Origin of the sequence: Bartonella sp. AD24XZML, assembly GCF_042196485.1 — a bacterium.
GTDB lineage: Bacteria > Pseudomonadota > Alphaproteobacteria > Rhizobiales > Rhizobiaceae > Bartonella.
Genome location: NZ_JBHIQH010000105.1, coordinates 19,890 through 34,243 on the forward strand (window position 1 = coordinate 19,890; position 14,354 = coordinate 34,243).

Below are 14,354 nucleotides of genomic sequence, written 5' to 3' on the forward strand. Positions count from 1 at the left end.
TGAGCGTTCGGGCTTTCAAATCCCTATTTGACCGTTGCGTGGACGATCAAAAACACAGAACTATCAATAAAGTAGTTTCAGGAGATTGGCAAGAAAAATTAAAATGTTTGCTGTACGGTTATACTGTAAAATAGGGATGTTTGGGGGCGGTAATCTGATGTTAGTAGGGAATTTATTGGGTAAGAGGTTGGATTATAGTTTAAAACCGGTGCGGGGTGGAAGCTTTATTTAGCAGAGGAAAATTTGCTTTCTGAAGTCGAATTGTAGATCAGAGTTTATCTGGCGTGTTTGATGAAACACCATTCTTTGAAGTGTGAGATAGCCATATGAAATAATCAGCAGGGGAATCCGTTAGAGTGAGAAGCTGGGTTGTTGACAGACCCATGTTTATAGAGCAGAGCGGGGTGGTGATGTGGGCGTTTCGTTTCGTTTTTTTCTGTAAAGATGGAAAAGCGTAAAAACGTGTATCTGTAAAATTATGCGGAGGATTTGGGCTTTATGTGGGTTCTTGTCTTTTAGGGTGTGGTCTCATTTTTTATTGTTGATGGCTTGTTAAATTTTGTTGCTGATTTTCATGTCATTTTTTGTGTTTGAAGTATTGGTTTTTCTTTAGTTGGAAGGAACATGATGATGGTAGATGAACATTGTCTTCCCTTACGTCGAAAAGGGCGTAAAAAAACAACTTTGAATAAAACAACAAAGCGATTTAATGAAGCTCTTTTGACAGCCGCTGAGCAGGCTGGATATCACTATGGTGAGGATGGGCTGGTGTCTTATCTTCAATATCATGCGTTGAATAATCCTGTTCCTTTTTTTTCGCTGCTGGCAAAAGTCTTGCCTCTTCAGGTTACGGGAGAAGCAGGGGGAGATGTTAAAACAGTTTCGCGTATCGAGATTGTACCAGTGAAGCCCCAAAATACTGAACCGGAGAAGCCTGATACTTCGGTCACTGAGGCTTGAAGCTCCAAGAAAATGTTGGGTTTTGGCACATGATGTTTAAGGTATATCGTCTTTGAACGGGGTATGCCTATTTGAGAGCTTATGATTTAAGATGCGGTGAGGGGCTGAGTGCTTTAGGCGTGTGAGCTGTGAAGTTGTTGGGCTTTGGTGGGGGATGCATGAGGACGTGGACTGGAGGAGACTTCGGTGCATATGGTGTTTTTTGGGGGGTACATGGTGTCTGGGGTGGTCTGTGTGAAGCGGCGAGGGCAAGATGCTTTTATGGCGATGTGTGAGGGGCGCGATACCTGAAAGATGTTGGGGAGTGCTTGATGATATTTGCTGTTTTGGACCTCTGGTGAAGGTTTGGTCTTTTCTCGTTATTATAATAAGGGAGATGTTAAAACAGTTTCGCGTATCGAGATTGTACCAGTGAATGCAAAAATACTGAACCGGAGAAGTGTGATACCTCGATAACTGAGGCTTATGATATTGAAAAATGTTAGGCTGAGGTGGATGATGTGGGGTGATGTCTTGGAAGGGGGCTGCTTTGGTGATTACCTATCTTGAGGGGATTGAAGCGGAGGCTATCGTGCTTGTAGGCGCTCGTGATACTGGGAAGGGGCTTTGGTGAATGATGCTGTAAGGGCCCGTGTGCTGGAGGGAATTTGGTGCAGGGTATTTGTGTGGTGGATATGGAACAGTGTTTTGATGGGTGGGGGGCATGAAACTTAAGAGAAGTGTTATGCTTGCGGGATGCATGTGTTTTGGTGGGGGTATCTTGGGGGATAAAGTGTGAGGATTGGTGATGCTTGAGAGGCATGATCTTGGAGGATGTTGGGCTTTGGATATGCCTGAGAGCCATGTGCTGAGGCTATGATTTGGTTGGGGGATACTGTGCTTGTTGTTGGGGGATAGACAGGCGCGGTGTTTGTGGGGGTGGGACTTTTGTGCCTTGGGGGCTTGGGGCGCATAGGTGGGGGCAAGGGGATCTCATGCAAAAAAGTGAAATTTATTGAATATTAGGATGAAGAAAAGATAAAGCGCTGCTTTTGAGAAGGGCGTTTTTCGTTCAATTGCTCTTTTCGTTCAATTGCTCTGGGATCATTAAACTTGGGATAAGCAAAAGGGTGCAGCGCAATTATTGCTAAAGTATGAAAATTTATAATGACAACGGTTCAGAAAATTTCTCAAAAAATTGAGCAGAAAACAGCTCAAGTGGCTCTTATTCCAAAGCTTATTCCTATTTTTACTGGAAATGCCGATGTGCGAGCCGCTTGGGGAGGACGCGGTTCTGGAAAAACACGTTCTTTTGCTTTGATGTCTGCCGTGGTGGGATATCGCCATGGAATGGCTGGAGAACGCGGGATTATTCTTTGTGCACGGCAATTTCAAAATTCTCTTAATGAAAGTTCTTTGGAAGAAATTAAACGCGCTATCGAAGCTTATCCTTTTTTACAAGATTATTATGAAATCGGCGATAAATATATTAAATCAAAAGATGGACGGATTGTCTATGTGTTTGCTGGACTTGATCGAAATATTGCAAGTATTAAATCAATGGGACGCGTTTTCCTTTGTTGGGTCGATGAAGCCGAGCCCGTGACAGAAACTGCTTGGCAAACACTTATTCCAACTTTGCGCGAAGAAGGAAAAGATTGGAATGCAGAATTATGGGTGACATGGAACCCATGCCATGAAAATGCACCCGTGGAAAAACGTTTCCGAAATGTCGATAATCCTCATATCAAAGGGGTGGAAATCAATTGGCGTGATAATCCGCAATTTCCTGAAAAACTCAATCGTGATCGAATGGACGATTTGCAGCAAAGACCAGAGCAGTATAACCATATTTGGGAAGGCGAATATCTCCAAGCTGTCCAAGGGGCTTATTATCAGAAATGTCTTCTGGAAGCCGAAATGGAAGGGCGGATTACCACTGTTCCACGTGATCCTTTGATGCAGGTGAGAATCTTTTGGGATATCGGGGGAACAGGAGCAAAGGCCGATGCTACCGCATTGTGGGTGGCGCAGTTTGTTGGACGGGAAATCCGAGTGCTCGATTATTATGAAGCTCAAGGACAGCCTCTCTCAGAGCATGTGGGCTGGGTCTTTCAAAGGGGATATGAAAAGGCTCTTATGGTTTTGCCTCATGATGGCGCAACAAAAGATCGTGTCTATAATGTGAGTTTTGAAAGTGCCCTTCAACAAGCCGGTTTTCAAACCAAAATAATTCCTAATCAAGGAACAGGCGCTGTGAAAATGCGTATCGAAGCCGTAAGGCGGTTGTTTCCTGCACTATGGTTTAATCGTGAAACGACATGTGCGGGCAGAAAAGCGCTTGCTTGGTATCATGAAAAGCGCGACGAACAGCGCAATATCGGACTAGGCGCTGAACATGATTGGGCAAGCCATGGGGCCGATGCCTTTGGACTGATGTGTGTGGCTTATGAACAGCCAAATGCTAAAGCGCGAAAAAAACCTTATCGCTCGTTTCACCATTCTCAAACTTCATGGATGGCTTTTTAATGAATATGTCTACAGATTCTTCTTTTAATCAAATCGAAACGCTTGAAAATCAAGCACTCTTTAAAAAACTTGTGGGTTGGTATCAGGATGATATTGATCATGTCGAAAAATGGCGAAAAAATGCCCAGGAAGATTACGATTTTTATAATGGACGGCAATGGAATGAGCAAGACTTGGCTGTCTTGCACGAACAAAACAGACCGGTCATGACTTTTAACCGTATTGCGCCTTTAATTAATGCCGTGATTGGGGCTGAGCGCAATAATAAAAGGCAAGTGCAATTTATTCCACGACAAGAAGGGGCAGCTTTTGCGAACCAGATTCTGACAGGGGCGGCTGAGTGGTTTCGTGATGAAGCCGATGGGGAATACGAAGATTCTGATGCCTTTCAAGATGCAATTATTTGCGGAATGGGGTGGACAGATACACGCCTTGATTATGAAGAAGATCCACAAGGAAAACCAATTATTGCACGGCTGGACCCTATGAAAATGGTCTGGGATGCAAGTGCTGTTAAGCCTAATCTTATTGATGCACAACGCTTATGGTATATTGATGAAAAACCCCTTGCTGTGGCGCAGGAAATGTTTCCCCATGTTCATTGGAGCGATCTTAATGCTGATTGGGTTAAACATCAGAGTTTTTTACATTCAACCAGCGATGGGATGACACAAAGTTATCAGTCCGAGAGGGGGTATCAAGGAGAAGAGGGGAGCGGCTATCAACGTCCTAAAATGGTGACATTGGTAGAATGTCGCTGGTTTGAACGCGAGGTGGTTTATAAAGTTCTCGAGCCTCTAAGTGGAAAGTTTGTCGATTATTCAGAGCAGGATTTCCAAAATTTAAGCAAAACCTTTCCTCATGTCCAGGCAACAAGGTTGAACAGAAAAATTGTCAAACGGGCATTTTTAGGTAGAAAGCTGCTTGAAGCGCCTGATAAGCCCTTGGTTCCACCCAATCAATTGGGATGGGAGTGTATTACCGGTACTTTTGATAAGTTAAGCCGGCAATTTTACGGAATTGTTAAGCCAACAAAAGATCCGCAACGGTGGGCAAACAAATATTTTAGTCAAGTGATGCATTTGCTCAATAGCCAATCAAAAGGCGGAATTATGGCAGAACGCGATGCTTTTGATGATGATCGCCAAGCCGTCGAGAGTTGGGCTAGAGCCGATAGTATTACTTGGTTGAAAAGTGGTGCTGTGTCTGGGGGAAGAATCCAGCCTAAACCCGTGGCACAATTTCCGCAAGGGTTTTTCCAATTGTTTAATGAAGCAAAGAGCGCTCTCGAACAGGTGACGGGGTTGTCTTCTGAATTTATTGGGACGCGAGCTGTCAATCAGCCTGGCATTCTTGAACAACAACGGCGACAATCGTCACTTAATCTTTTGGCTTCCTTTTTTGATGGGTTGCGTCGATATCGGCAACGACAGGGAAAAATTATTCTCTATCTTATTCAAAATTATCTGTCCGATGGGCGGTTGGTGCGTATTGCCGGTGATGAAAATGCCCAGTATGTGCCGCTGACACGCGAAATGGTGACAAGTTTGGAATATGATATTGTCGTTGATGATGCACCAACAAGTCTTAATGAAAAAGAGCGTACTTTTGCACTGATCATGCAATTGCTTCCTTTGATGCAAAATTTTGCAACGCCTGAGATTATGCTCGATCTCTTACGCTATTCGCCTTTACCGGCTTCACTTATTCATAAAATTGCGATAAAGGCGCAAAACTCTTTTCAAGAAGAGCAAAATGCCTCAGCGCAGATGGGGAATAATGTGGGGGCAGACCAGATAATGCAGATGTTGCAGACAGTAAAGGCTCAACAATAGGACACTTTGTCATGAGTGACTTCTGAAAACGCCATATATCATAAATTGCTTATCGATTTTCGTAGTGCATGGGCTCCCTTTTCTCAAAAGAACTGTTTTGTAGGGCAGGACTGTTGGGAAAAGCAGGGTGGAGAGGGAGAGTCTTGCCGTCATGTGGGGTGGAGAGCATTGGGGGGAATGCTGGTGCTAAATGATGAGAGAGCATTGAGGGGATAAATGCTTATGGAGCTGTTTTATCTGAAAAATTTGATTTTATTGTTTAAAAAAAGAGAAGGCTAATGTCATGGATCAAGAACACTTAACGCCGGCAGAACAAAACCAATTGAAACAAGATTTTCTGGTCTCAACACAAGAGGGAGAAAATGGTGAAATTGGAAGAGAAGAAAAAACTCTTGAAGATAATTTTCAAGGGCAAATGCATCAACAACAGGACTTTTCGCAAAAGGCTGGAAAAGAGGTTCAAGGGGGAGAAGATGCTGCGCCAGATCCACAAAAAGACTTTATGGGCTATATGCAATGGTTGGGAAAAACACTCCAAAAACAAGGGCTTGTACATGAAAAACAACAGCCTTCTCTTGCTTTGGAAGCAGAACAGTTGCATGCGTTTTTTCAGCAGTCTGTTGCCAGTGTTAAACAAAAGCATGATGATTTTGATCAAGCAGCTGATTTTATTTATGAAACGCGGGCTAAACAGTTGGCAGCTTGTGCTTCGCTCTATCCTGAGATGGCAGATCCCAAAAATATTGATGCGTTGATTGGTGATGAGTTGAAGCAGATCTTGCGCGATTGTGCGCAAAAAAATCAAAATCCGGCTGAAGTGATTTACTCTATTGCACAAAAAATTGGCTACACAAATGTTCCCAATAACATGGGTGAAAATTTACAGGAAAGACACAATTCTGCACGTACTCTTGCTGCTTATAACGGTTTAACGCCAAATGGTCCGATTTCTTTGGATATGCTTGATAAAATGTCAGAAGCAGAGTTTAGCGCTTGGGTTTCTGAACCTAAAAATAAAGCTGCTTTTAATCGTTTAATGGGGGGAAGAGAATTTTAAAAACAAGAATTTGAGGGGGGGCGGGAAAGTTAAGAGGCTTTTGGCGCAGGAGAATGCGGGGGAGTGTTTTTTGCGGGAAAGTTAAGAGGCTTTTAGCGCAGGAGAATGTGGGGGAGTGTTTTTGCGGGAACGTGGAGCGGCTTTTGGCGCAGGAGAATGCTAGGGGATTTCTCAAAGCACGGATGTGGTGAGGAGAGCTCTTATAAGGGGGAGGTAGACGCTAACAGAAATTAGATAAAACTCACAAACAACCTATTCACCATTTGAAATGAAATGTGGTGTTTTAACAACCGGCGCTTTGCCGGGTTTTTTATGTCAATAAAACTTTTAGAGGACAAAATGACTGTAACTTATATCGGACTTAATGACCCAATGGCAGTGCGCACATGGTCTAAATTACTAAACCAAGAAGTCTCAAAGGCACTTCCAATTGCACCGTTGATTGGAAATGATTCAAACAGTATCGTACAATTAAAAGATGAAACCACGAAAGCAAGTGGGGATGCCATTAGCTTTAATTTGCGTGTGCAGTTGCTAGGCGATGGGGTGAGTGAAGGGCAGACATTGGAAGGCAATGAAGAAGCTTTACAGTTTCTCAATGATCGCTTGGCAATTAATGAACTCGTTCATGCCGTGCGTGTCAAAAATGAGGGAACGATTGATCAACAACGAATTCTTCATGATTTGCGCACCGAGGCAAAAAATGGTTTGGTTGATTGGTATGCAGATCGTCTGAGTATGATGTTCTTCATTCAAGTTTGCGGGTATACCGCAAAAACAATTAACTTTGAGGGACGTACGATTACTCTTAAACCTGTCCATTATGGGTTTAATGCGCCAACGGCACCAACCAATAAACGCGTGGTACGTCCTAATGATAAAGCAAAAGATGAGGACTTAAAAGAAGACGATGTTTTTGATCTCAGCTTGATTGATAAAGCTGTCGAAAGAGCTAAATTGGCAAATCCTAAAATTAGACCTGTGCGGCTCGATGGGGAAAATGTCTATGTGCTTTATCTACATCCAACCCAAGTGACACAATTGCGAAGCAATACAGATGCGGGGCAATGGCTCGACATTACCAAGGCAATCTATAGTGGAAGTCGTATCAAAAATCCGCTCTATGATGGATCGTTGGGCATGTATAATGGTGTGGTTTTGCGCGAAGCTGAACATATTACCGAAGGGGTTGAATCTGGGACTGCTAATAAAGCTGTGCCAAATGTTCGTCGTGCTGTTCTGCTTGGTGCGCAGAGTGCTGTGATTGCTTTTGGTAAAGATCGAGGGGCAACACGCTATAAATTGGTGGAAGAACTCTTCGACTATGAAAGAGAATTCGGGGTCGCGGCAAAAACCATTATTGGTATGAAAAAAACTTGCTTTACCTTGCCAGGAAGTACGCAAGGGGCTCAGGATTTTGGCACTATTGTTATTCCAACTTATGGAGCACCCGCTTAAAGAGAATTTTTGCTCTCTTCCCCCAACAAGAGGGATCTGTTGGGGGAAAAATTTAAAATGCTTCCAGAAACAAGGACAGGCTTATGACCACTTTATCCACTGATCCCCAAAATCTAAATCTTACACATTCAGACCATTCTAAAACTTTTGCTTATATGGTCGCGCTTATTCAAGATGAAATTGATGATACAACAGCGGAATATTCCCTGCAAATTCAAGATTCAATTTTTACGGCTTTGCGTTTGTGTGAACGCGAACCCTTTTTCTTTAATGAAAAAAGAGAAAGGACGTTTAAAACACAAAGTGGTAAAACATGGTATGGGCAAGAAGAGGGGGTTTTTATTGAAGCAGAAAAGAGTTTGGAGGGTGTCTTTTTAGAAACAAAGAATGCAACACCAACAAAGTTGTTTTTTAAGCCCTTGGAAGTGTTGCATCAACAATATGGTATGCATCCTGCGCTAGGAACGCCATTCTTTTATACGTACCTTGATCAAAAAATAGGACTCTTTCCAACACCAGAACATGTGGAAACTGTACAGCTTTCTTATGCTCCTGTTCATTTTGCCGATGAACAGCTGAAAGAGGATGATAACCCTTGGTTGATTTATGCTTTTGATCTTATTAGAGCACGGGCGAAATATGAACTTTATAAAAATATTCTTAAAGATCCTGAATATACCGCCGTTTCTTTCAGAGATTTTCAAGAACAGCTTCAAGCTTTGCGCATTGAAACATCGCGCCGAAAAGGTTCTTCAAAGATTCGCCCAATGCGTTTTTAAAAGACTTTTTTCCAAATCGTTTATGGCTGGCGTTGAAGGTTGGTTTGGCACTGGTGGCTAGTTTGTCGCTTATGGCTGGATTGCGCCGTTGGGTGTGGATGGTGAAGGGCTGGTGGATGGCGTTGGGGTGGCCATTATTGATGGTATCGTTTTTTCTATGAATTAAACAACTTTAGGTTGTTTGTTTGGTTGAATTTTATGCCTTTAGAGTTTTAAGGGCTTTTGTGGTTTTTTTATCAATAAGCCTTGGTGTTTTGAATGGCACTGGGCTCTTCAAAGATTTTATGGGGGTCTTGATGGCTTTTTTCCCAATCGCTGATTATCGACCCGATGTGGCGGATATCAATGGAATTTTTACCGATGAACTTGTTAATGTGCTCCCGGCTGATGGCTCCTATATCCCTATGCCAAGTTTTGAGCCTTTATCAGAGCCTTGTCCGGAGCCAATCTTAGGCACTCTTGCGGTTAAAACAAAAAATGGGGTTTCTATTATTGTCGGGACAAGAGATAAAATCTACTTACTTGATAATACAACAATGAACTGGAAAGATATTAGCCAAAAAGGAAAATCTTATCTGGCTAATGTTGATGCTCCGTGGTCTTTTGCTTTGTTTGGTGATTTGATCATTGCGGTGAATGCCAATGATAAACCACAAGTGATTGATATTAATCATGATAAAACATTTAGAAATTTAGGAGGAAATCCACCACAAGCAGGGATTGTTCGAGTTTGGGGAGATTTCGTTTGTTTGATGAAATTAACCGAGCATCCAAGAAGGGTTCATTGGTCTGGATTAAATGATGCTGAATTTTGGACCGTGGGGAAAAAAAGTTGTGATTATCAAGATTTTCCTGATGGCGGATTCGTCCAAGGGGCAACCGAAACAACAAATCCAATTATCTTTATGCGTTCTGCAATCTATGCTGGTTCTTTTATCCCTGGCTCTAAGATTATTTTTAGTTTCCAAAAAATCCACGATAAACGAGGTGCAAAAAATGCTGAATCAATTGTTTGTCGGGGCGATTTAGCATTCTTTGCCGATGAAGGTGGTTTTTATCAAATAACAAATGAGGGACAGATTATACCCATTGGGTTCGAAAAAGTGGATCGAACGATGACTGCAAAATCAAGGCAGGATAATCTGTACACTCTGTCTGCTGCTATCGATGGGGTGTATAATCGTGTTTATTGGATGGTTGATTCTGATGAGAATCTTCATAAACGTATCTTGCTCATTTATGATTGGGGATTGCAAAAATGGACAAAAGCTCTCGTCGATATCAAAATAATATTGCCTATTTTCTTAGCCGGAACAACCCTGGAAGGTCTTGATTTTGTGACTAAGAATATTGATGATTTGTCCTTTTCTCTTGATAGTAAAGCTTGGAGAAATGAATCGCCTATTCTGGGGGCATTTGATCAACAGGGAAGACTGGGTTCGTTTTCTGGGTGTCCTATGGCTTGTGTCGTGACATCACAAGAAATGGGGCAGACAAATGGCATGATAACACGGGTGAAAAATATTATGCCTCAAGTCAATAGTGGAAAGTTTTATTTGTCTGTGGGAATGCGCTTTCGACAATCTCTTGAAGAGGAAACTGTTTGGTTGCCAGAAAAACAGCCCTCTTATAATACTGGACAAATTCATTGTCGCGCAAGGGCACGGTTTTATCGCTTTAAATTGCGTATTCCTGAAGGGGTGAATTGGACTCATGTCACTGGATTTGATGTGGAATTGACGCGGGCCGGCATGCGATAGGCATGCCCTTTTGTAATACCATGCGATAGGCTCAAGCCTCTATTATTAAAGAACAAATGCCCCATAGGCTTCCCAAACCTTTATAAACAAAGGCACAAGGTGGTGCGTTATGTTTCATGCTTTTCTGCGATAAAGGAAAAATAGGCTGCACAATGGTTTATTTTTATAAAGAAGAAAGTTCCTCCTTTGTTGTGACAAAGGGATGATGGAGACTTTTTTCTTTTATTGTGCGGGGGGCATGGAATGCGTGAAATGCGTAGGGGGATGTTATTTGAGGGGAGATGAGTGACAAAGCTAAAAGAGCCAAAGTTATGATGCAAGAGAGTCAAGATTTGTATTCTGCTCATTTGACAGAGCAATGGCCATGGGAAAAAATAGCTCCCTATCAAGAGGCTCTCAATACTGCATTGAAAAAATATGTTCAGCGCTTTCCGGATGATGTTTGTTTGGAAAAAATTGCTGAAGAAATCGCTACAGGACAAGCACAATTGTGGCTGGTCTTAAAAAATAAAATCCAATTTAGTGCTTTTGCAATTACCAAAGTTGAAATAACCCATACGGGGAAAAAATGCGTCGTTCTCTCTGATCTTGCTGGAGAGGGAGGGCTGAAATTGGTCAAGTTGATTGATGAAGTCGAAAAATGGGCGCGAACAATTAATGCTGAAGAAATGCACATGTTTGGAAGAACTGGATGGGCGAAAAAGCTCGCTCATCACGGATATTCTCGTAATCTTATTCAATATAGAAAGGTTCTGAACCCATGAGTAGAAAAACCACACCTCAAGTGCAAACAACAACACAAACAAATGCTCCACCTGCTTGGGCGGCTGATATTCTTAAACAAGCCAGTGCTGATGCACTTGGACTTTATAATAAGGGAATTGGCGGAAACGTTTATCAGGGAGACAGAGTCGCTGGTCTTAGCAATATGACAAAAAATGCGCTGACCGGTTTACAACAAGCAGCAGGGCTCTATAACAATCCAACGGTAACGCAATGGTTGAATGCCCCAACCAACAGCGCTACAAATCTTTCCGGTATGGCTAAGGGAAGCTGGATTGGAAGCAATAGCAAATTTAATACTGCATTGCAAAATGCTCTGAATAAAACGTCCGATGCAATTAATCAATCGATGTCGGGAGCAGGACGTTATGGTTCTGGGGCTCATACTGGTGTGCTGGCCGATGAGTTAGGCGCCTTGGCAACAAATGCTGCAGCACAGCAATATAATCAAGATATTAACAATATGATGAATGCCAACCAGATGATTGATCGCTCTCAGAATGATCAAGTTAATGCAGCAAATAGCTATTATCAAGGACAGAGTAACGTGCAAAGCAATGCTTTGAAAGGGGGTATGATTCAAGATATAAACCGCCAAAATGTCTTAGATGCTGAACGCCAAAAATGGTCAGAAAAAGATAATCAAGATTGGAACCGATTGCAAAGCTTGTTACAGGTAGGAACACAGGCTGCTGGAAATTACGGAACGACTTCAGGAAAATCCACGACAATGCCTTCTGTGACAAAAGATCCATTGCGTGATGCGCAGCAAGTACTTGGATTGGTCGGAGGAATTTTAGGGCTTTGTGATGTGAGAGCAAAAGAAAATATTATCCCTGTGGGGCAGAAAAAGGGATATCCACTTTATACCTTTAATTATAAGGGAAATCCACAACGTTATCAGGGCGTTATGGCGCAAGACGTGTTGCGTGTGAAGCCGGAAGCTGTTTATGTCAATGCAAAAACAAAATTATTGCATGTTGATTATGACAAAATAGGACTGAAAATGGAGAAAATGAAAGGGGAGAAAATACCGGCATCTAAAAATAAAATTGCGGCTTTCTTTTCTTCATTTTTTGCTCGTTTTCCCTTTTTGAATAAAGAGTATCTTCTATGAGTTCGATTTATGATTGGTCAATTGTTGCATCAGAAAATGCTTATGTCGACGAGAATATAAACTGGGCAGAAGGGCAACCGCCAAGCACAGTCAATGATAGTGCTCGCGCTATGATGCAACGCATCAAAGAATATTTGTTGGATAATGGGGGCGTGATTGAAACACAGTTTACTTTCGATGTGAAAAATGAGAGAACGTCACTTCGTTTGGCAACAAAGTCTTTTTTTGAGACTTATATGGATGGCATTGTTGTGCGCTTTAAAGCACAAGGCGTCAACAGAGGAATAACAAATATTTCTTTAAATCATTTGCTACCACGACCAACTTATATGGCAACGCCAGAGGGTATTATGCCTTTAAAGGGCGGAGAAATTCAAAAAGGGGGGCTTTATGAAATCGTCTATACGTGTGATATTGCCGGAAAAAATGCTGATGGCTGGTTTTTAACCAATCCTACTATAAAACTTCCTGAAATTCCGCCCTTTCCTCCTTTGCCTGAAACTTTTTCTTCTGGATTTATCGGGACTTTTGCTACAGAAAAAATACCCTCTGGATGGTTACTGTGTGATGGTAAAGAATATTCGCGAAGGAACTATGCCAATCTCTTTGCTGTTCTGGGGGAAACATGGGGAAAAGGAGACGGGAGAACAACATTCAATGTTCCCGATTTGCGTGGAATGTTTTTACGGGGGCTCGATAGTGGAAAAGAAATTGATAAAGGACGTCGCTTGGGAAGCCGACAAGAAGAGTCTTTTAAATCTCATACCCATGAGGGAAAAACAGATTCAACAGGCAAACATCAGCATAGTTTGGCAATGATTGACGAGGTAGTTTGGGATATGAATCACGGTGAATATTATAGACATCTGGCTCAAGTCTACAATAAAGATCGGTTAACGAAGGCTGCGGGAGAGCATGAACATAAGGTCTTGTTGCAAAAAACAGGGGGGGATGAAACACGCCCCGTCAATATGGCGGTGGTTTATGCTGTCAAAGCCTGAGAATGAAAGCTGTGTGAGAGAAAGATAAAAATACTTACAAAATATTTGTTATGAAAAAAAGTCTTATTGAATATAAAGTCTTATAGAATATTTTGTGCAGAAAGTTTTGAGGCGCTTTAGAAAAAACTGAACTCTCTTTATTATTTTATTTTTTGTGCTGCCTTTGTTGGATGCCTAAAGGTAAGTTTGCCTATTGTTCTTTAGAGGATCAAGACAGTGATTATTGAAGGTAGGAGTAATAGAGAACAAAAAAACTTTTTTTATTCATGTCGTTTTTGCTGAGGAATAAAGATTTTATCCAAAACACTCTCTCTTGTGGTATCGTGATACATTGTTTAAAGCATTGGGGTTAAAGCGCTGTGTTTAAAGCACTGGTGTGCGATGACAAAAAGCCCCTAAATAATTTTATCCTATTATGCTGTAAAACATCGTCATTAAAACACTATTATTGAAGCTGGTGATATAAGGAAAATAAGATATACAATACTTGATCCATTTAAGTATTGAAGAGACATATATTCAGGGGATGGCTTGCTTGATTGAGCCTTATGCAAGTGAATCATATAAGTGAGCAGCAGACGGAATCCTTTCAGAAGAGTTGGATTGTTTACAAACCGATTGGTGCTAAAATCTTCGTCCTTTGAGGTGGTGGGAAGAGGTCAACGGATATGTCTATTTAAAGCGAGAAAAGGCAAAATGGAGCGCTTTCTTTTTTGGCAAAGCGTGTAGGAAAAAAGCCACTTTTTGTTTTCAAAATGGATGCACTGTTGGCAAGAGCAGCAGGTTGGCGATGCGTTGTAGTACATGGTGAGTAATTGAGCTTCTCTTAGATGGCATTTTGTGCTTATCAGGTAATTTCTTGAAACAGGATGAGAGTGATACGAGAAAATCTGTAAGACAATAGTTTATTCCGTTGTGTTGTAAAATACCATTGTTTGAGATGCGGTTAAAATTTTATGCATGGGGTGTTTTTCATCTGTGCGTATTCCTAAAGCAGCGTTTTTTGTAGAGTAACTCTGGACAGGGGATACATTACAAGGATACATTTGAAGGGGGAAGCCAAGTCAAATCTGTTAGATAATAAGCCAGATTGTTT

At 41.8% G+C, this 14,354-nt stretch carries 11 protein-coding genes; all 11 read left to right on the top strand.

Annotation, left to right across the window (positions count from 1 at the left end; all coding sequences use genetic code 11):
- Positions 1–630: 630 nt before the first annotated feature.
- The 11 genes from ACFIMX_RS09610 to ACFIMX_RS09660 all read left to right on the top strand — a co-directional run bounded on the left by ACFIMX_RS09610 (position 631) and on the right by ACFIMX_RS09660 (position 13,258).
- Positions 631–960, top strand: a complete 330-nt coding sequence (locus tag ACFIMX_RS09610) for a hypothetical protein (RefSeq protein ID WP_375639983.1) — start codon at positions 631–633, stop codon at positions 958–960.
- A gap of 1,146 nt (positions 961–2,106) precedes the next feature.
- Entirely contained in the window at positions 2,107–3,468 is a 1,362-nt protein-coding gene (locus tag ACFIMX_RS09615) for a PBSX family phage terminase large subunit (RefSeq protein WP_375694384.1), read from the top strand.
- Positions 3,453–5,303 (top strand): portal protein, encoded by a 1,851-nt coding sequence (locus ACFIMX_RS09620; RefSeq protein ID WP_375694385.1) that lies wholly within the window; start codon positions 3,453–3,455, stop codon positions 5,301–5,303. Before ACFIMX_RS09615 ends, ACFIMX_RS09620 begins: the two co-directional genes overlap by 16 nt.
- A gap of 15 nt (positions 5,304–5,318) precedes the next feature.
- Positions 5,319–5,519, top strand: coding sequence for a hypothetical protein (locus ACFIMX_RS09625; RefSeq protein WP_375667465.1), 201 nt, complete (start codon positions 5,319–5,321; stop codon positions 5,517–5,519).
- Positions 5,520–5,586: 67 nt separating this feature from the next.
- A complete protein-coding gene (locus ACFIMX_RS09630) occupies positions 5,587–6,360 on the top strand; it encodes a hypothetical protein (RefSeq protein WP_375694386.1) in 774 nt (257 codons plus the stop codon).
- A 339-nt stretch (positions 6,361–6,699) separates the two neighbouring features.
- Positions 6,700–7,818, top strand: a complete 1,119-nt coding sequence (locus tag ACFIMX_RS09635) for a N4-gp56 family major capsid protein (protein ID WP_375617989.1) — start codon at positions 6,700–6,702, stop codon at positions 7,816–7,818.
- An 83-nt stretch (positions 7,819–7,901) separates the two neighbouring features.
- Positions 7,902–8,597, top strand: a complete 696-nt coding sequence (locus ACFIMX_RS09640; RefSeq protein ID WP_375617990.1) for a hypothetical protein — start codon at positions 7,902–7,904, stop codon at positions 8,595–8,597.
- Between the two features lie 296 nt (positions 8,598–8,893).
- Positions 8,894–10,357, top strand: a complete 1,464-nt coding sequence (locus ACFIMX_RS09645; RefSeq protein ID WP_375694398.1) for a hypothetical protein — start codon at positions 8,894–8,896, stop codon at positions 10,355–10,357.
- 281 nt (positions 10,358–10,638) lie between these two features.
- Positions 10,639–11,121: a hypothetical protein gene (locus ACFIMX_RS09650; RefSeq protein WP_375694387.1), complete on the top strand. Its 483-nt coding sequence runs from the start codon at positions 10,639–10,641 to the stop codon at positions 11,119–11,121.
- Positions 11,118–12,257 (top strand): tail fiber domain-containing protein, encoded by a 1,140-nt coding sequence (locus tag ACFIMX_RS09655; protein ID WP_375694388.1) that lies wholly within the window; start codon positions 11,118–11,120, stop codon positions 12,255–12,257. The genes ACFIMX_RS09650 and ACFIMX_RS09655 overlap by 4 nt, the downstream gene beginning before the upstream one ends.
- Positions 12,254–13,258, top strand: a complete 1,005-nt coding sequence (locus ACFIMX_RS09660; RefSeq protein ID WP_375694389.1) for a phage tail protein — start codon at positions 12,254–12,256, stop codon at positions 13,256–13,258. The genes ACFIMX_RS09655 and ACFIMX_RS09660 overlap by 4 nt, the downstream gene beginning before the upstream one ends.
- Positions 13,259–14,354 lie beyond the last annotated feature (1,096 nt).

Coding starts and splice junctions, on each gene's coding strand:
- ACFIMX_RS09615 (WP_375694384.1), top strand. CDS start 2,107: ATGACAACGGTTCAGAAAATTTCTCAAAAAATTGAGCAGAAAACAGCT.
- ACFIMX_RS09635 (WP_375617989.1), top strand. CDS start 6,700: ATGACTGTAACTTATATCGGACTTAATGACCCAATGGCAGTGCGCACA.
- ACFIMX_RS09620 (WP_375694385.1), top strand. CDS start 3,453: ATGGATGGCTTTTTAATGAATATGTCTACAGATTCTTCTTTTAATCAA.
- ACFIMX_RS09640 (WP_375617990.1), top strand. CDS start 7,902: ATGACCACTTTATCCACTGATCCCCAAAATCTAAATCTTACACATTCA.
- ACFIMX_RS09645 (WP_375694398.1), top strand. CDS start 8,894: ATGGCTTTTTTCCCAATCGCTGATTATCGACCCGATGTGGCGGATATC.
- ACFIMX_RS09660 (WP_375694389.1), top strand. CDS start 12,254: ATGAGTTCGATTTATGATTGGTCAATTGTTGCATCAGAAAATGCTTAT.
- ACFIMX_RS09610 (WP_375639983.1), top strand. CDS start 631: ATGGTAGATGAACATTGTCTTCCCTTACGTCGAAAAGGGCGTAAAAAA.
- ACFIMX_RS09650 (WP_375694387.1), top strand. CDS start 10,639: ATGAGTGACAAAGCTAAAAGAGCCAAAGTTATGATGCAAGAGAGTCAA.
- ACFIMX_RS09655 (WP_375694388.1), top strand. CDS start 11,118: ATGAGTAGAAAAACCACACCTCAAGTGCAAACAACAACACAAACAAAT.
- ACFIMX_RS09630 (WP_375694386.1), top strand. CDS start 5,587: ATGGATCAAGAACACTTAACGCCGGCAGAACAAAACCAATTGAAACAA.